The 24,854-nt window shown below is 45.0% G+C and carries 22 protein-coding genes and 1 pseudogene; 19 read left to right on the forward strand and 4 right to left on the reverse strand.

Translation table 11 applies throughout. The annotated features are described in order from the left end of the window. The first annotated feature begins 24 nt into the window (after positions 1–24). Both BM200_RS17700 and BM200_RS17705 read left to right on the forward strand, forming a co-directional pair. The gene (locus BM200_RS17700; protein WP_091187812.1) at positions 25–927 is read left to right on the forward strand and encodes a DMT family transporter; all 903 of its coding nucleotides are present in this window, start codon (positions 25–27) and stop codon (positions 925–927) included. Positions 928–1,190: 263 nt separating this feature from the next. Beyond that, positions 1,191–1,667 (forward strand): NUDIX domain-containing protein, encoded by a 477-nt coding sequence (locus BM200_RS17705; protein ID WP_091187814.1) that lies wholly within the window; start codon positions 1,191–1,193, stop codon positions 1,665–1,667. A gap of 2,438 nt (positions 1,668–4,105) precedes the next feature. Here the strand turns inward: BM200_RS17705 and BM200_RS17720 are convergent. Then, positions 4,106–5,378, reverse strand: a pseudogene (locus tag BM200_RS17720) (IS110 family RNA-guided transposase). A gap of 241 nt (positions 5,379–5,619) precedes the next feature. Further along, a complete protein-coding gene (locus tag BM200_RS17725; RefSeq protein WP_091187818.1) occupies positions 5,620–7,065 on the reverse strand; it encodes an MFS transporter in 1,446 nt (481 codons plus the stop codon). A 101-nt stretch (positions 7,066–7,166) separates the two neighbouring features. Here BM200_RS17725 and BM200_RS17730 point away from each other — a divergent pair, with 101 nt between their 5' ends. From BM200_RS17730 to BM200_RS17810, 14 genes are all read left to right on the forward strand, one after another. Continuing rightward, entirely contained in the window at positions 7,167–7,490 is a 324-nt protein-coding gene (locus BM200_RS17730) for an ArsR/SmtB family transcription factor (protein ID WP_091187819.1), read from the forward strand. A 757-nt stretch (positions 7,491–8,247) separates the two neighbouring features. After that, positions 8,248–9,800 (forward strand): IS3 family transposase gene (locus tag BM200_RS30840; protein ID WP_425434577.1). Its coding sequence is split into 2 segments (ribosomal slippage): positions 8,248–8,878 and positions 8,878–9,800, totalling 1,554 coding nucleotides; the frame shifts between segments, so codons are not numbered across the junction. A 635-nt stretch (positions 9,801–10,435) separates the two neighbouring features. Further along, positions 10,436–11,047: a flavin reductase family protein gene (locus BM200_RS17750; RefSeq protein ID WP_091187826.1), complete on the forward strand. Its 612-nt coding sequence runs from the start codon at positions 10,436–10,438 to the stop codon at positions 11,045–11,047. Between the two features lie 327 nt (positions 11,048–11,374). Next, a complete protein-coding gene (locus BM200_RS17755; RefSeq protein WP_091187827.1) occupies positions 11,375–11,653 on the forward strand; it encodes an SDR family NAD(P)-dependent oxidoreductase in 279 nt (92 codons plus the stop codon). A gap of 181 nt (positions 11,654–11,834) precedes the next feature. Then, positions 11,835–13,607 (forward strand): SgrR family transcriptional regulator, encoded by a 1,773-nt coding sequence (locus BM200_RS17760; RefSeq protein ID WP_091187828.1) that lies wholly within the window; start codon positions 11,835–11,837, stop codon positions 13,605–13,607. Between the two features lie 552 nt (positions 13,608–14,159). Then, complete coding sequence (locus tag BM200_RS17765; RefSeq protein WP_091187830.1) at positions 14,160–15,092, forward strand: ABC transporter ATP-binding protein; 933 nt, start codon at positions 14,160–14,162, stop codon at positions 15,090–15,092. Positions 15,093–15,112: 20 nt separating this feature from the next. Then, complete coding sequence (locus BM200_RS17770) at positions 15,113–16,228, forward strand: ABC transporter permease (RefSeq protein ID WP_091187832.1); 1,116 nt, start codon at positions 15,113–15,115, stop codon at positions 16,226–16,228. Further along, entirely contained in the window at positions 16,225–17,322 is a 1,098-nt protein-coding gene (locus BM200_RS17775; RefSeq protein ID WP_091187834.1) for an ABC transporter permease, read from the forward strand. The genes BM200_RS17770 and BM200_RS17775 overlap by 4 nt, the downstream gene beginning before the upstream one ends. A gap of 45 nt (positions 17,323–17,367) precedes the next feature. Then, positions 17,368–18,468 (forward strand): sensor histidine kinase, encoded by a 1,101-nt coding sequence (locus BM200_RS17780; RefSeq protein WP_091187836.1) that lies wholly within the window; start codon positions 17,368–17,370, stop codon positions 18,466–18,468. Then, positions 18,446–19,066, forward strand: a complete 621-nt coding sequence (locus BM200_RS17785) for a response regulator transcription factor (protein ID WP_091187838.1) — start codon at positions 18,446–18,448, stop codon at positions 19,064–19,066. Before BM200_RS17780 ends, BM200_RS17785 begins: the two co-directional genes overlap by 23 nt. Before the next feature lie 232 nt (positions 19,067–19,298). Continuing rightward, positions 19,299–19,673 carry a hypothetical protein gene (locus BM200_RS17795; protein ID WP_139230799.1) on the forward strand — a complete coding sequence of 125 codons (375 nt, stop codon included), beginning with the start codon at positions 19,299–19,301 and terminating at the stop codon, positions 19,671–19,673. Next, the gene (locus BM200_RS17800) at positions 19,670–20,080 is read left to right on the forward strand and encodes a hypothetical protein (protein WP_091187843.1); all 411 of its coding nucleotides are present in this window, start codon (positions 19,670–19,672) and stop codon (positions 20,078–20,080) included. Before BM200_RS17795 ends, BM200_RS17800 begins: the two co-directional genes overlap by 4 nt. A 6-nt stretch (positions 20,081–20,086) precedes the next feature. Continuing rightward, positions 20,087–20,485 carry a hypothetical protein gene (locus BM200_RS17805; protein ID WP_091187844.1) on the forward strand — a complete coding sequence of 133 codons (399 nt, stop codon included), beginning with the start codon at positions 20,087–20,089 and terminating at the stop codon, positions 20,483–20,485. Beyond that, on the forward strand, positions 20,482–20,751 hold the full coding sequence (locus BM200_RS17810) for a hypothetical protein (RefSeq protein ID WP_091187846.1): 270 nt from the start codon (positions 20,482–20,484) through the stop codon (positions 20,749–20,751). The genes BM200_RS17805 and BM200_RS17810 overlap by 4 nt, the downstream gene beginning before the upstream one ends. Before the next feature lie 116 nt (positions 20,752–20,867). Here the strand turns inward: BM200_RS17810 and sigZ are convergent, their stop codons facing one another. After that, positions 20,868–21,431: an RNA polymerase sigma factor SigZ gene (sigZ, locus tag BM200_RS17815; RefSeq protein WP_091187848.1), complete on the reverse strand. Its 564-nt coding sequence runs from the start codon at positions 21,429–21,431 to the stop codon at positions 20,868–20,870. A gap of 103 nt (positions 21,432–21,534) precedes the next feature. On the opposite strand from sigZ, the gene BM200_RS17820 reads away from it, so the two are divergent. The 3 genes from BM200_RS17820 (at position 21,535) to BM200_RS17835 (ending at position 23,789) form a co-directional block, all read left to right on the forward strand. Next, complete coding sequence (locus BM200_RS17820; RefSeq protein ID WP_091187850.1) at positions 21,535–22,176, forward strand: ThuA domain-containing protein; 642 nt, start codon at positions 21,535–21,537, stop codon at positions 22,174–22,176. Between the two features lie 687 nt (positions 22,177–22,863). Next, positions 22,864–23,373, forward strand: a complete 510-nt coding sequence (locus tag BM200_RS17830) for a hypothetical protein (RefSeq protein ID WP_091187853.1) — start codon at positions 22,864–22,866, stop codon at positions 23,371–23,373. Positions 23,374–23,456: 83 nt separating this feature from the next. Beyond that, positions 23,457–23,789 carry a DUF3221 domain-containing protein gene (locus BM200_RS17835; protein WP_091187855.1) on the forward strand — a complete coding sequence of 111 codons (333 nt, stop codon included), beginning with the start codon at positions 23,457–23,459 and terminating at the stop codon, positions 23,787–23,789. Between the two features lie 137 nt (positions 23,790–23,926). Here BM200_RS17835 and BM200_RS17840 read toward each other — a convergent pair. Further along, a partial coding sequence (locus tag BM200_RS17840) for an IS110 family RNA-guided transposase (protein WP_091187857.1) occupies positions 23,927–24,854 on the reverse strand: 928 nt, incomplete at its 5' end.

Below are 24,854 nucleotides of genomic sequence, written 5' to 3' on the forward strand. Positions count from 1 at the left end.
TTATACAAAGGGGACTGATAATTCATGCAGCTTTCAAAAGCACATACTTTTTTGCTTTTAACGTTTTTAGTAGCGATGTGGGGGGTGAACTGGCCGTTATCTAAATATGCGCTCGAATTTGCAACACCATTGCTCTTCGCCGGTTTGAGGATCACGATCGGAGGTTTCATTTTGCTTCTGTTCGCTTTACCACGTTATAAATACATTAATTTGAAGGATACTTGGCATATTTACCTGATCTCCGCATTGCTAAATATTATTCTCTTTTTCGGCTTTCAAACGTTTGGACTGAATATGATGCCTGCCGGTTTATTTTCGACGATCGTTTTTATGCAACCCGTTTTACTTGGAATTGGAGCTTGGTTGTGGTTGGGTGAATCCATGAACGGTTTCAAAATAGTTGGCCTTATTCTAGGCTTCATAGGAGTTGCTGTTATCAGCATAACCGATGGCTCTAGTAATATTTCGATCCTTGGCATCTTGCTTGGTTTAGCCAGCACAATTACGTGGACATTCGGTACGATTTATATGAAGAAAACATCTACTAAAGTCGATGCGATCTGGTTGACTACTCTTCAGATGATCTTTGGTGGAATTGTATTGTTAGTTGCGGGGACAACCGTTGAGAATTGGACGGATATCATTTGGAATCAGCAATTCATCTCGACATTGTCGATTATTGCGGTCTTCTGTACGGCGCTAACCTGGCTTGTTTTCTTTTTGCTTGTCAGATCAGGCGAAGCCGGAAAAATCGGATCGTTTAACTTTCTGGTCCCACTCATTGCTATAGTGATCAGCGTTTTCTTTTTGGGAGAAACGATTACTACGAAGATGGTGGTGGGACTTGTTCTAATTATCTTAGGTATTGGACTGGTAAATCTCAAAATGAAATCACTGCAAAAGCATAGCAATATGCACAGGGGATAATACCTACCGTTCCGACGCCGGTAAATCCTCAAGAATCGTCGTAGATCATTGCGCTAACGGGGAACGTTAGTTCAGCCATCCACCGGAGCAGTTTGTCACAACGGCAGCTGCTCTTTTTTATTAAGCTAAAGGGCAGTTATGCTTAATAATCGCCTCTTCTTTTATTATAGGTTATTCAAATAAAAAGATAGGTTTTAATTATTTAACACTATAATGGTCATAGGTTATAATTACCATAAATTAGTTGGCGGAGGTGTGTGGAGATGAACGTATCTTGTACTGCAGCTGGTTTAATTGTAGAAGACGATCATGTTCTTCTTGTAAAAGTTACTTATGGCGCAAATAATGGGCGCTGGATGTTACCAGGAGGTTTTGTTGACGAAGGAGAAACATTTCAGGAAGCCGCAATAAGAGAAGTGCAAGAAGAAAGTGGATTGACAGCCAAAGTAAAAAGCCTTATTGGTATGAGAGATGGGATTAGAGCTATTCCGAATGGTAGTGAACATGGAATATATTTAGTATTTGAAATGGAAGTAACTTCGGGTACTGTTTGTAGCGATGGTAATGAGGTTTCTGAAGCTAGATTTATATTAGTAGAAGAAGCATTGCGAGATCCATTGGTAATCGATTTAACGAAAGAAATGATACTTGCATATCGTTTGAATAATAATGGGTTGCGTCAACTGCAGAAAGAAGTCCAAACTAACAATAGCTGGACTAAGTATGAAGTTTTAGCTTGAAATTCGATTGAGGCATTAAGCTATCGGAGAACGTTAGTTCAGAGCCCATCCAGGAGCAGCTCGCTACCACGGCAGCCTGCTTTTTTTGTCATTAAGCTGTTGGACAGAATAGTTTCAATATGTGGTATTATTTATTTGTAGTAAATAACTTATAAACACCATTAAAAGAAATTTACGATTTTAGTCTATACATTCTAATGTACTTATTACGGAAGAGGCGTCCGAGGAGATTATACACAAATAAACACGATATTTGATAAAATAACTAACCAATTGGAGAAAACCCATGAAACTGCGCATTCCGTTATATTTCACATGTGCGTGTATGATATCACTCTTTTCCAACACACTTATTGAGAAATGGGTACCTGACTTGAAGCCCCTTATCTTTGGTATACTTCTTGGGCTTTCTTTCTTCGTCGTTGAGAAGAGTGGCAAGTCAAATAAGCAAGTATCTAAACCACTAAGTATATTAATTATTGGATTAGTATTTGTCGTAGGTACGTCATTAAATTATTTTTATTATGCTTAAAACCATTAGAATTATCGGCATTGCTGGCAAGGAAGGATGAATGATTAAGCTAAAGGGGAACGATAGTTCCACAAGATACGACGGCAGCCAGCACATGATCGGCTGCCGTTGTTCTTTGAAGTAACGGGCAGGATAGCGTGGTAGTTTTATGGTATAAATGGTTAAGTGAAGTATGAATTGTCGTGGTATTTTGCAGCAATAATGCAGATTGAAGCGTTGATAAAAGGCTTTGAGAGGATATATCCAATGTCCAGTTCATTGGAAGGTAAAAGACATTATGGTGAGAAGGACTGCCTATTGACAGTCCTTCTGGGGGGTAACTCAGTAAACATATTGTTTCGGATAGAATGAGGCAAGAGGCGGATATGAGTAATATGGCTGGTAAGGCGGAGCAGGGAGATAGCAAGGGGGACAGCACCACCGCTGTCGCCCTATATCGTCCGTACAAATTCTACAACACAAGTCCAAGAGATTTTGTTTTTGTGAATTTAGATACTGCTGAGTCCTCCGATAACAATCCATACATGTGGAGAAATAGAGTATTAATAGCGATATATAATGTGACACATTATAAGTGTCCACGACAACAACATCTATACAATCAAAGTCGCATATACAGCGGCTTTTTTTATTTCTTGTATAGAAGTTCTTGTCGTCAGCTCAAGACAAGAACTTCTATACAAAGCCGTATTTAGACAAGAACTTCTATACAGCCCCGAGACCCCCGAAAAATGCACGATTTATTAAGCTAACGGGCAGTATAGTTGAATTTCTGATACAATCGCCATAGGCGATGCCAATGACTTTTTAGAAGGTGTTTAGAATTGAAGTACATGGAATATTTGAGGTCAAATAACGGAATCTTCCAAGAATATAGAAAACACCTTAGAAAATCATCAAACTCAACCAGTAGGGTCTGGATATATAGACATAATTAGTGACCCGATGTTAGTCGAGAGTCTTATAACTGAGCTCACCACGATTGGTATTGCCATTTACGGTGTATCTTGGTGGTGTTTTTGTTCAGAGGAAAATCGGGAGAGGTACGGTTGCCCTCATGGAATGGCAGGTCCTAAAAGTGTTTACAGAGAAGGTTGGTATAGTGAAATGGGGTTAGATTACGAGAGCTTTGACATCCCCCTAGACGTTTATGATAAGTTTGAACATAGTAGTGTTACTATTGAGGATGTAAGAACTCTAAATGATTCAATTAGAAATTACATTCAGAAGTTCTCACATGATAAGCGTTATGATAAATGCTTCAGTCCTGTGTTTTGGCTACATGTACCAAGGGAATGGAAGAGAATAAAGTACATGAAGCATTGAACTTTTTGTATAGAAGTTTTGTCGTGGTGTCAGATGACAACAACATCTATACAATCGAAGTCGCAAATACTGAGGCTTTTTTATTTTTTGTATAGAAGTTCTTGTCGTGAGCTCAAGACAAGAACTTCTATACAAAGCCGTATTAGGACAAGAACTTCTATACAAGGCCGTGATCCCCAAAAGCATCAGATCGAGTTATTAAACTCCCTCGGTACGATTTAGTTTTCTCACGAATGCTCGCTTATTCGCAGGATCTCACCAAAAGATAAATCATAAGCCGGATAGAATGGGGCGCGAGTCGTCTAAATGAGTAACCGGCGAGCATGCGGGAACAGAAGGGGCGAGTTTTCGCTCCTTTTTTGTTGGTCTGCTGCACGCTGCTCCACGCACCTCCGGAAGCTTTCACTCCCATTTCTCGACGGGTCGATGCCCTTTCATTCCTTCGTTACGCCTATCCAGAGGGTGGAGGCCGGTAATCCTAACGGTACGGGTCGATGCCCTTTTGTTTAATGCAATCCGGTACTCCGTGCAATCTTGAAATCCTGTGAATAAGCCAGTTTTTGTGCGGAGCGTGAAACGATTAAGCAACCTGTTTCATAGGAAGAGGAAGAGCTCGATCCGGTTCATAAGCCTCACCGTTGCGAGCTATGGCAACCAGAATACGAACCAGCTTGCCGCAAAGCTTCATCACTGAGCGCATTGGCTTCATGCTTTTCGTCTTTACATTCACTTCGTGCTGTCGTTTAAACGTTTCATCGTTCATAATGAGGGCCATGGTTGCCATGAACAGGGCATGTCGAAGTCTTGGTCGGCCACGTTTGCTGATGGACAATTGTCCCTTCCACTTGCCCGAACTTGCTTCAGCTAGGTTGAGACCTGCATGCCAACGCATTGCCATGTGCATAGCCGCTGAGATCTCCAGCTTCACCTAGAATGCCGGCGACAGACAAGATACTCATCCCCTTCATTGCGAGCAGCGGTTTGGCCAGTGGAATACGGGCCAGAGCAGTCGCCACTTCATCCTCGATTACCTGTAGCTGCTCCATAGCCAGATCATATTCGGCCAGCAGCTGATGTATATGAAGCTTAAAGGCTTTCTCGGCATGCTTTGCGCCGACTGAGCGAGCTGCCAGCGCCAGCAGTTCACCAGCTCTTCGTTCACCACTGTGACGTTTCATGACTGTTCTCCAGCCGTTGATTACCTGGCGAATGGTGAGCTTTTGAAGATCAGCAGGCATTGGAAAGAGACGCAGTGTAGCGAGTGACCCGGAGCCAATGAGGTGTTTGTATACCTGCCTCAGCTCTGGAAACACAATGTCGACCCAGCGATGGATATGGTTCTTGACGCTGACAAGACGATGGACGATTGTCTCCCGGTTCACCATGAGCACTCGCAGTTCTAGGAACACTTTACTGGTTTCTTTAATGATAGTATAATAGCCGTTTTTCACCATGTCGGCGATAACCAAGGCATCCTTAATGTCGCTTTTGGAAGGTGTATTATCTCGGTTTTCCTTGTTCTTTTTGACGAGATGAGGGTTTACCAGCACGACCTCGAGGCTCCGGTCACTGAGCCAGGCAGCGAGGCTGAGCCAGTAGTGGCCGTTTGGTTCCATACCGATGATGGTGTCGTTTAGTTGGTGCGTTTCCTGCAAATCTTTCATCCACTGCAGCAGTTGGTTAAAGCCAGCATCGTTGTTGGAGAAGTGAAGCGGAGTGCCGAGTGTGATTCCACGGAAGTTGACAGCGCGAGCAACATGGGACTGCTGGGCGATGTCGATGCCGACGACAAGGTGCTGGGTTGAAATGCGTTCTAGTAGTTGATTTTGTTTGGCTTGAGCTTTAAAATTCAAGATAGAGCGACCTCCTTAAGATGGCTAAAGGGCTATGACCCGTGACTAACCCATCGTACCGGAGTCGCTCGTTTTAATGCAAAGTGCAAAATTAACGCTCTACAGGAATCCTAATTGGGTTTGTTAATTCAATTGAACAGCGGCAGTCTAGAACTTCATTTTTCAGTCCAAGGCTACCGCTGTTTTTATTTTAAAGAAAGTCTATTACTTACTATCCTATGACACCTGCAAGGGTGTTGTTTCAGTAATGGTTTCGTCTTCGCGGCAAAAACAATGCAACCAGAGCGCCGAGAAGAATACCCAATGCTGCTAGGTAGATAGCTGTCCGTTCGCCTGCGGCGACGGCTTCGAGCAGTACTTCCCCACTTTTTCCATGAATCCCCTCGTTGGCCACGGCGATTAGAATAGCAAGTCCCACAGCGTTGCCAATGTTTAACGTGGTTGAAGCAATCCCGGAAGCGACGCCTTGGTATTCTTCGGCTACGCCGCTCGATGCTGCGACCCACATGCCGGTCCAGGTAATACCTTGGCCAATCCCCGATATCACGAGTCCCGGAACGATGCTGAGATAATTACTTTCGATATGTGCGCCTATCGGAATCAGCAGCGTACCGGCAACGCCGATAAGCATGCCGATCAGCAGTGTACTTCGAGCCTCGAAACGGGTTGCCAGCCGTTCGCCGAGCTGAGTGCCCACGGCTATTGCCAGGGAAGGAATAAGAAAGGCGAGCCCAGTCATCAGAGCGCTGTATCCATGCACGTTCTGAAAGAGGATGGTAAGGAAATACGGCAGCGCGCCGAACGTCCCCATGAAAATAAAAGTAATCATGACACCCGCAGCCAAGCTGCGGTTGTGAAACAGATGAAGCGGCATTAAAGGGTCGACGCTTCGTGCTTGAATTACGGCAAAGACCACCAGTAGTATCAAGGAAAGGATGGCGCAAACCAAGATACTTGGGGAAGTCCAACCGAACTCGGGGCCCTGCACGAGAACATATACCAGGAGGGTGGCGCCTGTGGTCACTGTAACGGCACCGGGGATATCGAAGCGGCGCTTCTCTTCTTTCGACGCGTCGTGAGGGATGAGGAAGATGGCGGCCAATGCAACGATCCCCGCAAGCGGCACATTGACATAAAAGACGGCTTCCCAACCGAACCCATCAGTTAACAATCCCCCTAACAACGAACCGATCGTCAGTCCGCTGGCCCCGGCACCTCCCCATACGGCAAGCGCGCGATTCCGGCGGGGTCCCTCATCGAACAGTCTGTTGATGAGGGACAAGGTAGCCGGGAAAAGGAATGCGGCACCAACGCCTTGGATAGCTCGAGCGATAATAATGACCAGCGAGTTCCATGCAAGTCCACCGAGTAAGGACGATATCGCATAGAGGGCTAAAGCGAAAATAAACATCCGTTTATGTCCAATTAAATCGGCGGCGCGCCCCCCAAGAAGCAGGAATCCTCCGCAAAAAATCGTATACGCACTTACCACCCACTGCAACGACTGCTTAGAAAATCCGAGCGCTTGACCGATCTCCGGGAGGGCGACGAAGACGATGTTGATGTCAAGCGAATAGATGAGCTGGGCCAAGGCGAGCAGCGCTAGGATCCACCCTAAGGCTCGCTGTTTCGAGGCAGGGATATCGGGCGATGCGGGATGAAACCGGGCTTGCGGATCTGAAGACATGAATAGATCACTCCTATATTTCAAATTATTTTGAAATGTACTAGAGCGATTATATTTCAAATAAAATTGAAATGTCAAGGAATTTCTGATATAGTTTTTTCATGAGACAAAATGATGAAAATGCGGTAGCCAAAGCGGCTAAAGTACTCAGCGATCCAATAAGGCTAAAAATACTGATGCTGCTGAAAGAGGGCAGACAGCAGGGTTACCAGGCACCTGTTTGTTCGGCGTTCGCTAATGCGATCTGTCCGGAGGATCTGAAGCTTCGTTTGGGTGATATTTCGTCGTCCAAGCTGTCGTACCATCTGAAGGAATTGAAGGATGAAGGATTCATTCAGGAGTGCAGGGAGGGGAAGAGGATTTATTACCTCTTGAAGGTGGACCGTTTTAAGGTATTAATTGAATCGCTCCAAGGGTTTTATTAGACGTGCGAATAACGGACGGCAGCCATCGGCAGCTGTTTTCTTTCTCACAGGTAGATCGGCCAAAACCAACACGGAAAGTTTAACAGAATTTACGTCATAAGAAACCCGGATAAGCTTATACGGGTTTAGGAAGTCGAATGCTAAGCTGCTTTGTTATTTAAGTAATCGAGGGAGTTTAATGCGGGCTGCTGGCACGATCCGGCGGCCCGAGTTATCTCACGCATTTGCGTAGAGAGGTCGCTAATAGGATTATTGAATTATTTTAATAATTATCATAAGAAATGCTCAATGAGACGACCATAAACGCTCTATTAAAAGCCGCCCATTATTGAATGCGATAAGAAATTGTCAGAGGACAAGAACATATTTGCATTAGAAACCGCGAAGATCGCGGTTTTTTTGTTATAACGATATAAGTTCTTGTCCAAAGTCAAGGACGAAAACTTATATCGTTAACCGAAATGGACAAGAACTTATATCCTTAGCCGAATTAAAAAAAAAATCATGCCAGCAAATAACCCAGTAATAGTAGTTGTCGAGAGTTATTGCGATGATCATGTATCAGCGTCAAAAATCGCATTGTAGTTATAAATATCATTTTTTGGATCATCCCTAGACAGGCAGCGGACTATACCCGGAGTGACTGAAATGGAAAAGAGTTCATTTAAAAATTAGAAACGGCAGCCGTGATTGATATGCTCCCCCTACGGTAGACAGGTGAAAAAATAAAACCTGTTACTGTAAGGGGAGCTTTTTCATGGCCAGGGAAAAATATAATGCAATAGAGAAATTCAATATCATTGAAGAAGTTTCTAGGGGAGAAATTGGTTTTCTAGCTGCTTCTAAGAAATATAAGATTAACAAGACCACTTTAATGAGATGGCAGCGACGCTACAAATCGTCTGGTTATGAAGGACTGGAAAGCCGTAAAAGAAATCGGAGTTATAGTGCAGAGCTTAAACTTCTAGCGGTGAAAGATTATCTTGAGGGCGGATTGTCTCAATACCAGATTATAGATAAATACAAGATCTCAAGCACGAGACAGCTCTCCGACTGGATTAAGAAGTATAATGGTCATAGCAGCTTAAAAGCCTACAGAGGGGAAGCAAAAGCTATGACAAAGGGTCGCTCTACAACGTGGAAGGAACGGATCGAGATTGTTCAGTATTGCCTGATGAATCAGCATGACTACCAACAAACAGCGGAACAGTTCAAGGTTTCTTACCAACAAGTATACCAATGGGTGAAGAAGTTCGAGGATGGTGGTCAGGATGCGTTAAAAGATGGCCGAGGGAGAAAGAAAGCACCTGAAGAGCTAACAGATGCCGATCAACAGAAACTCAAAATGAAACAAATGGAGTATGAAATTGAGCGGCTTCGGGCCGAAAATGCATTCTTAAAAAAGTTAGAGGAACTCGAAAGAAGGCGACGCTAGGTCATAGACGACGAGAGACGACTTACCTTGCTGTTCAAGCACTTCACAAGGATGAGTCAATGAGTATACAGCTTCTCTGTGAGATTGCAGGAATTGCACGCTCAAGTTATTACAAGTGGTTAAGTCGCCAACCCAGCTCTCTTGAGCTGGAGAATGAACAGTTGGCTCAGGTGATGATGAACATCTACGAAAAAGTAGAGCGTACCTTTGGGTACCGTCAATTAACCCTACATATACGTAAACAAACTGGAAAACAGATTAACCATAAGCGCATATACCGGCTAATGAAGCTACAGGGGATTCAGTCCGTTATCCGTAGGAAGAAACCGAAATACATGCGTTCTACTCCACAACAGGTGGCAGAGAACCTTTTGAACCGAGAGTTTCAAGCAATAGCTCCAAATGAGAAGTGGGTAACAGATGTGACCGAATTCAAATATGGACAAGGTCAGAAAGCCTATTTAAGCGCTATTCTAGATCTCCATGATAAATCTATTGTCTCTTATGTTTTGGGACATTCAAATAACAATCCGCTGGTATTCCAAACCCTAGAACAAGCTGCCCAATTAGCTCCAGGAAGCAAACCGATGCTTCACAGTGATCGTGGTTTTCAATACACGTCGCTGGACTTCAAGAAGCTTTTGGACGAAAACAAGATGTCACAGAGCATGTCTAGAGTTGGTCGTTGTATCGATAACGGTCCAATGGAGTCGTTCTGGGGGACTTTAAAGTGCGAGAAATATTACTTACATAAATATGAAACTTTTGATGAGCTTAAGAAGGACATTGAGGACTACATCTTTTTTTATAATAAGCGATTACAAGCAAAATTAAACGGCCTTAGTCCGATGGAATTCAGGAACAAGGCCGCTTAACTGTTTTTATTATTTGTACTGTCTACTTGACGGGGTGCTGTTCAAATCGTCTGCCGTTATTTGTCGTCTTGTCAACTGTCATAAGCGTTTATCAGCAAGTTAATAAACTGCTCCAGCGCTGGAGTAATAAATTTATTTTTCGAAATCACGATTTGCGTATCGTTTTGATTGTGATCGTCGCGCTTCTCATTAACAAACTGGACGCTAAGCGCCGCTATCCGACCATAACGTAATGATATCGATGAGGAGGAAGTATCATGTCAGCAAACAAATAATATTCAAGCGCATCAACAAGACGTGGGTAAAGCCATTCATGGGTTATTATATGGGCAAGAACTGCATGAAGAAGGATTTCAGGTGAAAATTCTTTTTGACATCTCCCTTTTGCACAGTACAAGAAGGATGGATTCATCCCGATTGTGCTTTAAGCGTACATCTTATTACGAAACCATTATGGAGTTGGGGGCCGCTTCCGGCCTCTTTTTTACTTCGATGATAATTTTTAGTTTGAAAGAGGCCTCCATTACCGGGATGCATTTTCGAAATCTTGCTGTCTTATTCCGTATCCCTATACCCCGTCAAAGGCGTGTGATAAATTAATGGAAAATTGATCTTAGAGGAGAAGTGAGTTTGTTATGCATACGGTAATCGAACCTAAAATTCTTTACTTTGGCACCTCTGTCGTGCTTATAAGTACTATTAATGAAGACGGAACGCCAAATTTGGCTCCGATATCCTCTGCATGGTGGCTCAATCAATCGTGTATGCTGGGTATAAGCAGCAAGTCTCAGACCGTTCAGAACTTAATCCGTGAACAAGAGTGTGTACTTAATCTCCCATCCATTGACTTGATTCCTGCTGTTGAGCGGCTAACCCTATTAACAGGACGTAATCCGGTGCCAGAATCCAAAGCATTGAGAGGCTATAGGTATGAAGCAGATAAATTCGGTATCGCAGGGTTAACCCAACTTCCGTCACAACTTGTTGAAGCACCACGTGTCAAAGAATGCCCCGTCCATCTGGAAGCTAAATTTGTGAAGATACATCCATTCGAACAACCAAGTTCCCTTGCTGCCATTGAAGTACGTATCGAAAAAGTTCATATCGAAGATTTTCTTCTAATGAATGCTAACTCAAACTATGTCGATCCTTCGAAATGGAATCCGATGATTATGAATTTCTGCGAATATTTTGGTCTTGGCGAGCAACTATCTGAATCCAAATTAGCACCGGTATTCGGACCGTAATCTGTAAAATAGGCTTGTAAATAAAAGTGTAATAAACCCACTATCTGAATGGAGGTGCAGTAAGGTTGAGCCATAAACCTTTACTAGTCATCGTCGGTTCTGGACCAGGAGTAAGTGCCGGCATAGCTATGGAAGACCTCCGACAGGCACATATTGAATTCCACGGAGTTTGAAGAGGGGCTCTCGTGTATTCTCTACGTACCTTTTTTTTGTACGGTTGACCCAGCAGTCTTAATATAGGGATTCTCCGCCAGAGGATCCCTTTTTCTTCGAAATTTGTTTCGTTATGTGAAAAAAGTGCGTTTCAATGGGAGAGGGGATAGGTGGATGGAGTTCGCAGGCAAAGTTGTCGTGGTTACCGGTGCAGGTAGAGGCATTGGAGCAGCGCTGGCGTCTGCTTATGCCGCAGAAGGCGCAATAGTAGCGGCTGTTGATCGTGACAGCTCGTTAGTGAACGAGACGGTCAGCCAAATTACTGCTGCGGGTGGACAGGCGGCTTCTTTTACCGCAGATATCAGCAGACCAGAAGAGATTGAAGCGGTATTCAAGGCTATTGATGAGCGGTTCGGCGGCAGCATCGATGTGATGATCACACTATGGACTTAGAGGACCACATGCACGAGGCTCCGGATTCCGATGCCTCTCAAAAGCTGGCAAAGAGAATCAGCGAGTATGCTTCATTGTTATCTAATGGAGATGAACAACTTGCTGGGAAGTATTTTTTGGTGCTAGAAAGTGTATACTTGCGCCAACCACAATCCTTGACTGAATAAGGAGGGCTGCAGACATGTTACTGGATGAGAGGTATCTGACGCTATATGAACGTTTCGGCGGCGAATCGGCTCCTGTTGAGGTTACTCTGGAGGAATTGTCCGAGCTTCTATATTGCACTCCGCGTAATGCGAAGCTTATTCTGAAGAAGCTACAGAGCGAGCAGCTCATTGATTGGCTGCCGGGGTTGGGCAGAGGTCACCGGTCTAGAATCGTATTTCATACCGACAAGGAACCTTATTTGTTAGAATATGCCACACAGACGGCGGTACAAGGAGATTATAAACGGGCATTTGATCTTATCGCTCAATACGGAGATGGCACTAATGCCAAGGCCAAATTTTTAGAATGGCTGGACAATCAGTTTGGTTACAAAAAGGAAGAGGCTGGTGAGGGTGAGCAATGCCGGGATTCACTTACTTTTCCTATATTAAAAGCACCTCTAACTATTGATCCTGCCGACCTGCTATATTCCTTTGATTCCCACCTGATCCGCCAAATTTTTGACAGGCTGTTAAGGTTTGATGAGAAGCAGGGCAAAATTGTGCCGATGCTCGCCCATTACTGGTGTTCCAATTTCAATTCTACGGAATGGACATTTTATTTACGTAAGGGTGTCCGGTTCCATAATGGTCAAGAACTTACTTCGAGAGATGTACAATTCACACTGGAACGACTTTGGAAGGGAACCGCCAACAGCTGGCTGCTGCGTGAAGTCAAGAGTATAGAGACAATTGGCCCTCGCGTGCTGCGCATTAAGCTTAACCGGGTCAACAGGATCTTTGACCGTTTTATGTGCTCTGCTGCAGCTAGTATTCTTCCATTCCGTTTTGTTGGCATGGAAGAGGAAGCGTTTTGGAAGCAGCCGATCGGGACTGGGCCTTTCCAACTTACAAAGTGGATGAATGGACGAATCAGACTGGATGCCAATGAAAATTATTTTGAAGGTCGTCCTTATCTGGATGAAGTGGAAGTCGTAATCATGCCGGAAGACTGCAGTCAGGATATGGATTTCCTTGCGAAGGTTCATCATAGTCTGGATACGATGAGGATGGACCAGCGGGCAACACGGGAAGAGTGGCAGGAGCTCGAGAAGCTCTGCCAGGGTTGCGTTCTTCTGAATTGGAATGTCGCAGCAGAAGGGCCGCAGCAGTCTGAGGCCTTTCGTCAGGCTGTGCGCCAAATTCTTCACCCCGGTGATATGATTGCCGAGCTCGGGGGTGAAAGAGCGATCCCTGCTTTTGGATTCAGGCCGGAAGCAAGCAGCCCCCATGTTCCGGAACCGATAAAGCCTGAGCAAATCCGCAGTCTTCTGGTAGAATCCGGTTATGGCGGAGAGATTATGCGATTTGCTTTTCATCCTAAATATCATGAAGACGGTATATGGATCATGAACCGTTTGGCCGAATGGGGAATTCATACGGAAATGCTGCCATACGATTGCTTGATGCAAGTAGACTTCTGTATTTCCGGACTCGTATTCCCGGAGGATGAAGTTTGTGAAATTGAAGCGTATGAGCATCGCGATTGCGTCATGCAGAACTTTTTTGACACGGAATGGAAAACATGGATAATCAGCCGGATTGATGCGGCAGTAGCAGCCGATTCCACGGAGGAACGCCGAGCGCTGTTGAAGGAAATAGAAGAGACTCTCCGTCAGGAAGCATTGATCATATTCCTGCAACACAGGCGTTTAAGTACCTATCTGCATCCATCCGTACGCGGGGTAAGTTTGAATCCGCTCGGCTGGATTGACTTCAAGGATGTTTGGCTGGAGGAGCATGATTAATAGAAGAGGTTAATGCAACAACAAGATGGCAGCCGGCGTATTACGTTCGGCTGCGTTTTTGTTGAATTATTTCAACACAGAATTCTATCGACCGACTTGAAGGGTTCGTAAGAGCAATCCCCGCAATGATTGAACAATTGTCATGCGATCATATGAGGGCTCCGCGGTCCGAAGGGAAATGGTCCAAACTGCAAATCCTGGGTCATCGTTGCGATTCGGCTATTCATAATTTGATTCGGTTCATGTCGACTGATTCTGGTTTGCTCTGGGCCAGACGGCTTAGGCCGGTATTTGAAGTACGCACATTATTTTCAGGTACTTACCAAAAGGTAATCGTCGTCTTTACAATAACCGGCCAGAGTTCAGCATATTTTGGGTCGCGGAAATCGCGGCTTTTTTTGTTTTGTTTAAGAAAGCACACTCAATGATGAGCTATTTCATAAGCAGATATGACAATTGTCATGTCAGTTCATTCCTCAGATCACTGTGAGCACGTTCTTTACAGGAGTAAGATGATTACAGAAACAAATAAAAAAGTGAGGAGCATGAGGGATGATCATAGAGGTGAGAAATTTGATTAAGCGTTATAACGATTTTTTGGCACTGGACCATATCAGTTTTTCGATTAGGGAAGGGGAAATCTTTGGTTTGCTGGGTCCAAACGGAGCAGGCAAATCGACGACGATCAGCATCCTTTCAGGATTGACGGGATTTGACGGCGGAGAGGTTCTATTTCTGGGGAAAAAAATCGGCAGAAATGAGATGGACTCCAAGCGCGAGCTGGGGATTGTCCCCCAGGATATTGCCTTGTTCGAGGATTTGACCGCACAGGAGAATTTGGATTATTTTGGACGCTTGTATGGACTGAAAGGCAAACTGCTAAAGGACCGGGTCAAAGAGGCGCTCGCATTCACAGGCCTTACGGAACGGAGAAAAGATCGGCCTAAAGGTTTCTCGGGCGGGATGAAAAGGAGGCTCAATATCGCCTGCGCGATCCTGCACCACCCCAAATTAATTATTATGGATGAGCCCACGGTAGGCATTGATCCTCAATCAAGAAATCACATCATGCAATCGATAAAAGAACTGAACCGCATGGGTTCGACGATCATATACACCTCACATTATATGGAAGAGGTCGAAGAGATTTGTACGAAAGTTGCCGTTGTGGACCGTGGCCGGGTAATTGCTCAAGGTACGAAGGAAGACTTGAAATCACTTGTATCTTCGGAAGAGAAGATCATGGTCGAATTATCTACAGTTAATTTCACCATGGTGGAGGGCATCAAAAAAATCGAAAGTATCAGCGAGTGCGTTGTAAACGGGAACCGCTTAGATGTGGTAGGCAAGAAAGGTGAAAAAAATGTTAGCCGCATCATACAGGTCATATCCGAATCGGAAGCCGATATTCTGTCCTTAAATGTTGAGAAGCCAAGCCTGGAGGCCGTTTTCTTGACGTTGACCGGCAGGTCGCTCCGAGATTAATCAAGAGGGGAGGGAACGGAATGAAAGTATGGACGATTGCTTTTTATACGGCTTTGCGACATGTACGTGATGTTAAAGCGATGGCAGCCTTTCTGCTGTTGCCGCTGGTCATGATGCTGCTGCTCGGCACTATGCAAAGCAGCAAATTTACGCCAACCATGGTAGAGCCCGTGAATGTAGGGTTCCTCAACAAAGACGAAGGTGGAGTAGGTGCCGAACTCAAAAACTATTTGCTCTCTCAGAAGGTTCAGGGACTGGTTCATTTGGTTCCCGTTTCGGATCTTGCCGAGGGCAACGAATTTATGAGTACTGGTAAAATCAACAACTTGATCCATGTACCGATTCATCTATCTGAGAAGCTCCTGGATGGAGAGGAGGTACAGGTGGAGTTTTACGGTAATGAGGATCACCCCTTCGTCCAGCCTATCGTGGAAAGCGTTATCCGAATGAAAAATTTACTTTTAACCGTGGAACAAATAGAGAATCCGGCTGCAGGTGCAGCAGCCGATTCGGACATTCGTGAGGTGAATCTGGAAACGGCAGGGGAAATTCCGACCGGTGTTGATTATTATGCCATTACAACCATGTTTCAATTTCTGCTGCTTGGCGCACTATTTGGCGTATTTGCTGTAACGAAGGATATCGGCAATCACACTTACTCCAGATTATTAACCGCCCCCGTGTACGGCAGCCGGGTAACATTAGGTAAGCTGTTGGGCAGTTTGATCACTTTGTACGGGATTTCAATGTTTCTGTTTCTAGTATCCAAATATGTGTTTCGTGCGAACTGGGATACAAGTTTGTGGATAATTATGCTGGTTCTGCTCTTGTTCGCTGCAATTTCGGTTTCGTTAGGGATGATCATGGCGTATTTAACCAAAAGCACGATGATTTCTTCGCTTTCTCTCTTTATTCTTTCGTTTGTATTCACTCTGATCTCAGGCGGTATTACACCGATAGATGGAGCTGTATTTGACATGCTAAGCCGGTATGCGCCAAATTCATATGGTCAGAAAGTACTGTTTAGCAGTATTTATGATGGAAGCTTCATGTTATCTGGCCTGTTCGGTTTGATCTTTTATATGGGGATTACCGTCGTGCTGGCCATGGTTTCAGGAAGGAGGAGAGTGGCATGAGCATTTTCAAACATACGATAAAACGAATATTCCGGAATAAAATTCAGCTTATCTTCATTATTCTATTCCCGCTTGCTTACATGTCGCTTGGGTTAATAGACGATCAGCGGCCGCTTAAAGCGGCGATCATTGATCATGATCAAACGGAATTAACAGAGCGGCTAATTCGCGGCTTGGAGACAATGGCCGAGATGAAGGCCGTAAAAGAGGAAGATATCGAACGTGACCTAAAAGCTTTGAAGGTTGATTACGTTCTTGTGATCGATCAAGGGTTCACAGAGCAGCTCATCCGAGGGGAGAGCGGAGGGCTGAGCGAATATACCGTTAAGGAATCGAATGTGTCGCGGCCGTTAAGCTTCTATTTGAGACAGTGGGCGGATCAAGTCGGGACGATCGCCACGGCTGCCGATCATCAGTCCGATGCATTCTACACCTCTTACAAGCAATATGAGGATCGTGCTCCTCTCAAGCTGGATAATCGTCCTATTGAAAATCAACAGGAAGAGAAGTCGCGCAAGGTACTCGGTTTTCTTGTCATCCCTATGCTGTATACGTCATTGATTGCAGGACTGCAGATCATTTCGAACCGAAATAATCATACGCTATACCGGACACTAGCTGCGCCTGTCCGCATTCGCAGCTATATGCTCCAAATGATCGGGAGCTTTTTAGCTGTGGCTTTGATTCAACTCACCTTCGCCATGCTTGTATTGAAATGGGGCTACCGGGTTCCTATGAATGATTCGGAATGGGGGATATATGCGCTCCTGATATTGTTTTCGGTGGCTGCCGTCTCTTTCGGAGTGGCTGTCAGCTCCATCTCGAAATCGATCCTTCAAGCCTGTCTGATCGGCATCTGCCTCATTGAGCCGATTTCCATGCTGGGCGGGGCATACGGCCCGCTGGACTGGGCGCCGGACTTCGTCAAGACAATAAGCCAATTTACCCCTGTTTATTGGGTGATGGACGGAATCGATCAACTTTTGCACGGCCAGTCACTTCTTGAGCTTGGTAAGGAAGCGGTTATGATCATACTGTTCGCGATTATCTTTTTCCTATTCGGAACGATAAGGAAAACAGATATCGCCAAATAGGATCATTTGATATACTATCTCCAAATGTATTTGGAAAGGTCTGTCATGAACTATATTGTAAAAACCGTCATTTTCGGATTTCTGATCATCGAGTTGATCTTGGGAGGAGATATTCCTTATGAGCAACTCCTGATAGTCATGATTGCAATTGTCCTGCAGCTTGTAAAGGAACGATATTACGATTCCATTTGGTTAACCATCGCAATGCTCCTGCTTACTTGTGCAGGCATTGCGATGGACTTTCATTTCTCAATATGGTTTGCGGTCGTTATCTACGATTTTATGCTAAAAAAAGGATGGACCGGACCGCTTGCCGTTCTAGTATGTGTTGCCTTTTTCCTGACCTACGCACCGCAATTTTATTGGCTTGTTGTATTCATTTCCCTTTCCGGTATGCTGGCTTATCAGATCCGGAGGAAAAGGGTGGAGGCTAGCCTCTTTACTTTGACGCTTGACAATGAGCGGAGATTACGTTATGAGCTGGAGCAAGCGAAGGCGCAGCTTTTGCATGCCTCTAAAGAAATTGCCGGGATTACCGAGGTGAAAGAGCGCAACCGGATCGCACGCGAAATCCATGATAGTGTCGGGCATAATCTGACGGGTATTTTTATTCAACTGCAGGCTGCCCAAAAAATACATGACAAAGATGAGAACAAATCGAGGAGCATAGTCAAATCGTCCATCGATGGTCTAGCAAATACGATTGAACTGCTCAGGGATACCGTACATAATATCAAGCCGCGGGCAAGCCTCGGTGCGGATTACTTTCAAGGAATAATTGAAAACTATCAATTTTGTCCCGTGGATCTGCAACTGAGTGGAGACTTCAATAGTGTACCATCTGCACATTTGGAGCTTCTGAGCGCCACGATCAAGGAAGCACTGACCAATACGGCACGATATTCCCAAGCGACGAAGGTAGAAATAAAAATTGATGCGAATATGAACTATACCCGATTGTCCGTTAAGGATAACGGAATCGGCAGTGCAAACATCAAGGAAGGATTAGGGCTTAGCGGTATGAAGGAACGTACCCGCAACTTGGGCGGAAGTTTCAGTTTTCACTCGCTAGACGGATTTATGATCATATGTGTCATTCCAAGGCAGAAGGGAGGCGAAATGTTTGAGGGTACTTATCGTGGATGACGATGCATTAATTCGGGATGGACTCAAGATTTTGATGGAAATGGAGGACGATTTCGAAGTAATCGGTACGGCTGCCAATGGGCAGGAGGCTTTTGAGATGTGTCAACTGAACAGGCCTGACTTGGTGCTAATGGATATACGCATGCCTGTTATGGACGGCGTTCTGGGAACCCAACTAATCAAACGTCATTTTCAGAATATGAAGGTTGTGCTGTTGACAACCTTTAAGGATGATGAATATATCAAAGAAGCTGTAAAATCCGGAGCAGAAGGATACATATTGAAGAATCAGAGCTCTGACAGCATTATCGAAAGCCTTCGTGCAGTAGGAAAAGGAAATACCGTTTTTGAGAAAGAAGTCGCCCAAGCCTTATCCGGCTTACTGAAAGAAGATAAGAAGCCTGTATCAACTATAGGATTGAATCCTCGTGAACTGGAAGTGTTGGCGCTTGTTGCCAACGGATACTCCAATAAGGAGATTGCCGAGCTCTTATTCCTGAGTGAAGGAACCGTGCGAAATTATGTAACCACCCTTCTTGAAAAGCTTCAATTTCGCGACAGAACGCAGCTGGCAATTTTTTATCTTAAGCATCAATAGACGGCTATGGGCGGTGCAAAGAATGAAGAAGGGAGGATGCTATGCGAAAGTTTATCCGGCGCATTTATGACAAACTGACCCTAAGGGATAAAATTTCAATCTTAAATGTGATGATTATTTTGACCACGTTGTTGGTGCTCGGTTATTTCTCCAGCGATATTTCCAGCGAGATTATAACCGAAAAGACGGAAAAAAGCGCAGTCAGGGAGCTCGAGCTGATTCAGGGGACAATGTGGTCATCAATAACGGCAGCCCTAATGCGTCGGTCCAAAACCATGCAGGCATTCAGCCGGAATATTGGAATATGCTTCCCGATGTGATGGCCTGGGAAAGCGGCGTCCCTTGGACGGCGGAGGCGTATGGGAGCATCAAAGTTGCCGGCAATGTCCATTCCGATCTAACCGGCTTCGCTTATTCGATTCTGAAGAACGGCGCGACGGTTTGGAGCGGAACCGCTGCCGGTACTCAAGCCTCTTATCTTGTCCATATCGATGTGCTGCCCGGCGATATCGTTTCTTTTACGGCGCAAGGCAATGCGGCGTGGTCTTCCCTGATCAAAAACAGGAAGAGACGAAGATTAGCTCGCGGTATGCCGAGGCGTATGTGAAGCTCGGGCCGAATGATAAACCGGATTCCGTTCTACTTGGCATCAGTACGCCATTCGGAACGGAGCTGGAGCCGCTTGCTTCCAGCAGCGGCTACCGGGATTACCGAGTCTACATGGCTAGCGGTCTGCCTTATTCCGGTTTTGCCGGCGAACGAAAATACAGGGATTGGAGAATCTATTTAATCCCGGCAGGCGCAGCATCGCCGACGGAGCCTGAGATGAATGTGGCGCTGGGGAAACCAGTCACCACCTCGGATGCCGGTTCGCCCCAGTCCGGTTACGGGCCTGAGAAAGCGGTCGTCGGAATCGGCCCTTGGCTGCAGATTGATCTATTAGACGAATATGTGATCCGCAGAGTGCATGTGGACGACCGGCCTTATGACGGAGACGACGGAAGAACTTATTAGGACGGAATGCGCAAAAATTTTGAAATACGCGCATCCAACGATCCGAGCTTTCGGTCATACACCGTCTTAAGCGCGGTAGGCAACGTGCCGTATGCGGGAGAAACGTGGAGCTATAAGGTAACAGATCCGAATGCATTCCGTTACATCCGGTTCGCTAGAAACGATACGGGGTATGCATTCCTGTCGGAGCTGCGCGTGTACGGGGGAGAGCCTCCCGTCTTGGTCGAAGAGAACGCGGCGCAGGACAAGCCGGTCAGCACATCGGATACCGGGCCGTCTCTTGCCTGGTACGGTCCCGAAAAAGCGGTTGACGGGATTGGCGGCGATTGGAACAACGGCTGGCGCCTGTTACGTTCACGGGGATTAGTCCTTGGCTGCAAGTCGACCTGGGCGAACCTATTATGATCAGCCGAGTGCAGATAGACGATCGTCCGTATGACGGGCTGGACGGCAGGCCAGCTTGGGACGGTCCGCGCAAAAATTTTGAAATCCGGGCGTTCAACGATCCGAGCTTTGGCACCTATACCGTACTTGGCAGCGTCGGCGCCACCGCTTATCCGGGTCATGTATGGAGCCATGTAGTGACGAACACGAACGCTTACCGGTACATTCGGTACGTTAGGACAGATACGGGCTACGCCTCTTATCGGAGCTGCGCGTGTTCACGATGACGGAAGCAGATTAGAGAAACGACGGCAGCCGGCCACGCGATCGGTTGCCGTTGCTCGTTGAAACAACGGGCAGCATGGAAAAAACTGTGCTTAATCTTCCATACTATCTATCTTCGTTACCCTTCCTGTTCGTTGGTTGAACAAGAAGGGTAGCGCCATTTGATGTGAAAATTGATAATGTTCCCGTAGTGATCCGACTCAATATGGCAGCAGCCAGTCAGCAGCTCCTTTAGCATCTCACGCCCGCGCTGCACTCTTGATTTTGCCCCCGAATAGGAGATTCCAAGCTGTTCACTCAATTCTTTCTGGGAAATTCCTTTCAACATGGAGAGCTCCAAAGCTACCTTATATTTTTCCGGAAGCTGTTGAATAACTGATTCAAAGCAGGCGATGACCTCTTGGGCCAGATCTGGTTCATCGTATTCATCCGTCGTTAGATGTTGGTCGAGCAGCTCATCGTTCCATTTTTCTTTACGAAAATAATCCACCATACTGTTGCGAGCGATTTGATAGATCCAGGAAGTCAACTTCTGATCATCCTTTAGATCGTCTATATGATCATTTACCTTAATAAAGACTTGCTGTACGATGTCTTCGACATCGGCTTGATTATTGATTCGATTCGAGACGAATCTCTTGAGCTGAGGGTAATAATCGCTCCATATGACAGAAATCTCCAATAAAATTCTCCACCCTTGAAAAAAATTTAGTCAATTCTGCGTCCATGATCCATTTCCTGCGTCTTCCTATTGTAAAACAAACTTCAATAGAGGAGTAGATCGTATGTCAGTAAAACAAATTTTGTTAATTGGTGATGATTACCCTGGAGTCTGGCATCCTCTAGAGCAGGTGGCGCGGGAGTTGGAACAGATCTTGGAAGGTGAATTTCGATTGACCGTAACACAAAATTATGATGACTTATCGACGCTTGATGCCAATGAGTACGCGGCGTGTATCTCTTATGCGGATATCTGGACACGAACTTTGACATCCGAGCAAATTGCGGGTCTGCTAAAATTCGTAGCGGGCGGAGGCGGTCTGCTTGCCATTCATAACGGCATCTCATTGGCGGGCAGCTACGAACTGCTGCAGGTAATCGGTGCCAAGTTTATCACACATCCCCCTTATCAGCAGCTTCATTTTTATCGAACAACGAATGAGCATCCGTTGTTACAAGGAGTGGAGGATTTTACGATCGATGAGGAGCCGTATCAATTTGAATTCGATCCATACACACCTCGTACCGTTTTTCTGGAATTCGAGCACGCCGGGAAAAGATGGCCATCTGCGTGGGAGCAGCGTTATGGTTTAGGAAAGGTCGTCTATTTACATCCGGGTCATAGGGCAGATTCTTTTAGACCAGAAGCTATCAAACGGCTCATTCTAAATAGCGCTCGCTGGATTGCTAAACCCGAAGGAGAGTAATTAATATTTTTTTGGCCATTCAAGACTAATAAAAGTACGTCCGAATGGCCATAGTGACGATTGCAAAACATGCGGATTATCAACAAGCTGCTTGTGTTATCACAATAGGGACAGTCCCGCGGAGAGTTTAAAGTTCTGCGATGCTGTCCCTTTGGTTTGAAATCAATGGATGAGTGCTTCCCTGGGAGCCTTTATTACTTCCGCGTATTTTTCTGCTGCATGCGCCAAATCAGTATCCGTAGCTAGCATTACGCTGTACGCAACAAAGGCTGGAAGAAATGTACCGTTGCATTTCGTCAGTGTTCTTACGATTGGTCGCAAGATGTCGGACGACAAGAACATCTATACAACGGAAGCCGCATAAACTGTGGCTTTTTTGTTTTAAGTATAGAAGTTCTTGTCGTGAGCTCAAGACAAGAACTTCTATACAAAGCCGTATTAGGACAAGAACTTCTATACAGCCCTGTGATCCCTTTAAAAGCACGATTTATTAAGCTAACGGGCAGGATTCGGTAATAGAGTATCATGTCAAAACCGTGATAAAATGGTATGGTTTTATTATTCAAACAAAGTTGATGATACTTATACTATGATAGTTGTGTCGCAGCCAAACGTTGATCGTTTTATTGTTGTTCGAGTTGCTAAACTAGACATTTTCAAAACATACGGGAGGAGTGAAGCATCAGCATGAGAAGTAAAATAATTGTTATAGGAATACTTTTACTGTCACTAGCTTTTAACATGTATCAATGGAAAATGATAAAGTCGAATAAGCAAACGGAGCAAGCCTCTTTAAGCAGGAATATGTCGATACTAGGCTCTGATTTTATACAGGCAAGTTCTTCAATTGAAAATACCCTGACTGATACTAACAGGGACTTTCAAATTGGACGAGCCTCTGCTTTCTTAATGGACGCTAGCTTTAGAGCTGATGAGATGTATGCTCATGATAAAAATGATAATAGGATTCAGGCTTGGTATTATATTGGTCGTAGCATGGACAATTCACATAACAAAATGGTGAAGTTAATCACCAAAGCAAATTTGGATGAAAATGATGTTACTCAACTAAATAACATCAAACAATTGTTGGATGTATATATCGAAATGATGAAAAAAAGCAATGCGAATACTGGCTATATTGAATATCAATCTCTTCTTGAAGCTGAAAAAGCCGCAGATCAATTTAGTAAGTAGTAAGGTTAAGCTTTTATTTTGAACTAAACATTCCTGTAGAGCTAAGAAATGAGTTTTGACGATAATTGGTAAGGAGGATAAAAGTGAACAAAATTATGATAATTGTACTTGTTTTCATTCTGAGTATAACTATGGGATGTAGTCAAAATCATACAGACCCAGAAGTAAACAACAATAAGCAGTCATACCTAGAAGGAACCATTGAAGTTATTGATGCAAATAACATTACAATGTTGATAAGAAAAAATAGGTCAAAAATTCAGGATACGGATAAAGTTTGGCTAACACCAGGGCAATCCGTTGAGTTTGATACCTTTGAAAGAGGGCAAAGAATTAGAGCTTGGGTATCAGATTCATATATTGGATTATCAAGTCCTCCGCAAGTAACGGCTACTAAAATCGAAGTAATTCAGTAGGTAAAGCTATGAGGATGATTAAACTACCCCGAAAATTACTCTTAGCCCAGACCCAAAAATGGCAGCACGAAAACAAGCCCAGCTTTTACGGTTTTTAAAAACTGTGCTTCTTAGGGATTTATGAAAATTCGAAATGGTTATGAGGCCTCTGAGGCAGAAAGAGCAACCTGAAAACCAAGACTCTCAAGCCTGCGAACAGCTTGCTTCATAATGGTTTCTTGCTGTCGCTGTTCAAAGTAATGACTGCCTAAATCTTTGTAGTCCTCTTTGCGTGTGAGAAGGTAATACACAATAGCCATGATGGAGTGGGCGACTTCAATGAGTGCCGCTCGGAGATACTTATTGCCTTTGCGGGTTTTCGAGGATTTTCGTTTTCCGGCACTTTCATTTTGCCCTGGCACAAGGCCAGCCCATGAGCAGAGATGAGCGGCAGAAGGGAAGCGAGAACCAACATCGGTTCCAACCTCAGCCAAGATTTGTTCCGCCGTACGTCGGCCAATTCCCGGGATGGTATCTAATCGCTCAATGTCTTGCTGAAAAGGGTCGAGCCGTTTGGCTACCTCCGTGTCCAACTCAAGGATTTGTTCATTCAGAAAGTCAACGTGAGTAAGCATCGTTTTCAGCATGATCCGCTGGTGTGCACTCATGTTACCCCGTAAGGCTAATTCTAGCTCTTCTTTCTTTTTCTTTAAGGTTCGTCTTGCGAAGGCAGCCAGCTTTTCCGGATCTTCTTCACCCTCGATCATGGCCCCCATCATATCGCGGCTGCTCACGCCCATAATGTCGGAGACAACAGCAGCGAGCTTAATATTGGCGCCTTCCAGAACCTTCTGGACTCGGTTGTGTTCACGAGATCGTTCCTGAATCAGACTGCGACGGTAACGAACCCATTCACGAAGTTCGCGTTGGTTACGGTCAGGAATATAACTCGGCTTAAGCAGCCCGTGACGCAGCAAGTTGCAAATCCATTCTGCATCTTTCACGTCTGTCTTCCTGCCGGGGACCGCCTTGATATGCTGGGCGTTAACGACAAGAAACTGAATCTCCTCGGCTTCAAGCAGATTG

It is taken from the genome of Paenibacillus catalpae (assembly GCF_900112695.1).
Classification (GTDB): Bacteria; Bacillota; Bacilli; order Paenibacillales; family Paenibacillaceae; genus Pristimantibacillus; species Pristimantibacillus catalpae.

Excerpts from the sequence above, each read along its gene's own strand:
- BM200_RS17700 (WP_091187812.1), top strand. The coding sequence starts at position 25 with ATGCAGCTTTCAAAAGCACATACTTTTTTGCTTTTAACGTTTTTAGTA.
- BM200_RS17705 (WP_091187814.1), top strand. The coding sequence starts at position 1,191 with ATGAACGTATCTTGTACTGCAGCTGGTTTAATTGTAGAAGACGATCAT.
- BM200_RS17725 (WP_091187818.1), bottom strand. The coding sequence starts at position 7,065 with ATGTCTTCAGATCCGCAAGCCCGGTTTCATCCCGCATCGCCCGATATC.
- BM200_RS17730 (WP_091187819.1), top strand. The coding sequence starts at position 7,167 with ATGAGACAAAATGATGAAAATGCGGTAGCCAAAGCGGCTAAAGTACTC.
- BM200_RS17750 (WP_091187826.1), top strand. The coding sequence starts at position 10,436 with ATGCATACGGTAATCGAACCTAAAATTCTTTACTTTGGCACCTCTGTC.
- BM200_RS17755 (WP_091187827.1), top strand. The coding sequence starts at position 11,375 with ATGGAGTTCGCAGGCAAAGTTGTCGTGGTTACCGGTGCAGGTAGAGGC.
- BM200_RS17760 (WP_091187828.1), top strand. The coding sequence starts at position 11,835 with ATGTTACTGGATGAGAGGTATCTGACGCTATATGAACGTTTCGGCGGC.
- BM200_RS17765 (WP_091187830.1), top strand. The coding sequence starts at position 14,160 with ATGATCATAGAGGTGAGAAATTTGATTAAGCGTTATAACGATTTTTTG.
- BM200_RS17770 (WP_091187832.1), top strand. The coding sequence starts at position 15,113 with ATGAAAGTATGGACGATTGCTTTTTATACGGCTTTGCGACATGTACGT.
- BM200_RS17775 (WP_091187834.1), top strand. The coding sequence starts at position 16,225 with ATGAGCATTTTCAAACATACGATAAAACGAATATTCCGGAATAAAATT.
- BM200_RS17780 (WP_091187836.1), top strand. The coding sequence starts at position 17,368 with ATGAACTATATTGTAAAAACCGTCATTTTCGGATTTCTGATCATCGAG.
- BM200_RS17805 (WP_091187844.1), top strand. The coding sequence starts at position 20,087 with ATGCGCAAAAATTTTGAAATACGCGCATCCAACGATCCGAGCTTTCGG.
- BM200_RS17810 (WP_091187846.1), top strand. The coding sequence starts at position 20,482 with ATGATCAGCCGAGTGCAGATAGACGATCGTCCGTATGACGGGCTGGAC.
- BM200_RS17820 (WP_091187850.1), top strand. The coding sequence starts at position 21,535 with ATGTCAGTAAAACAAATTTTGTTAATTGGTGATGATTACCCTGGAGTC.
- BM200_RS17830 (WP_091187853.1), top strand. The coding sequence starts at position 22,864 with ATGAGAAGTAAAATAATTGTTATAGGAATACTTTTACTGTCACTAGCT.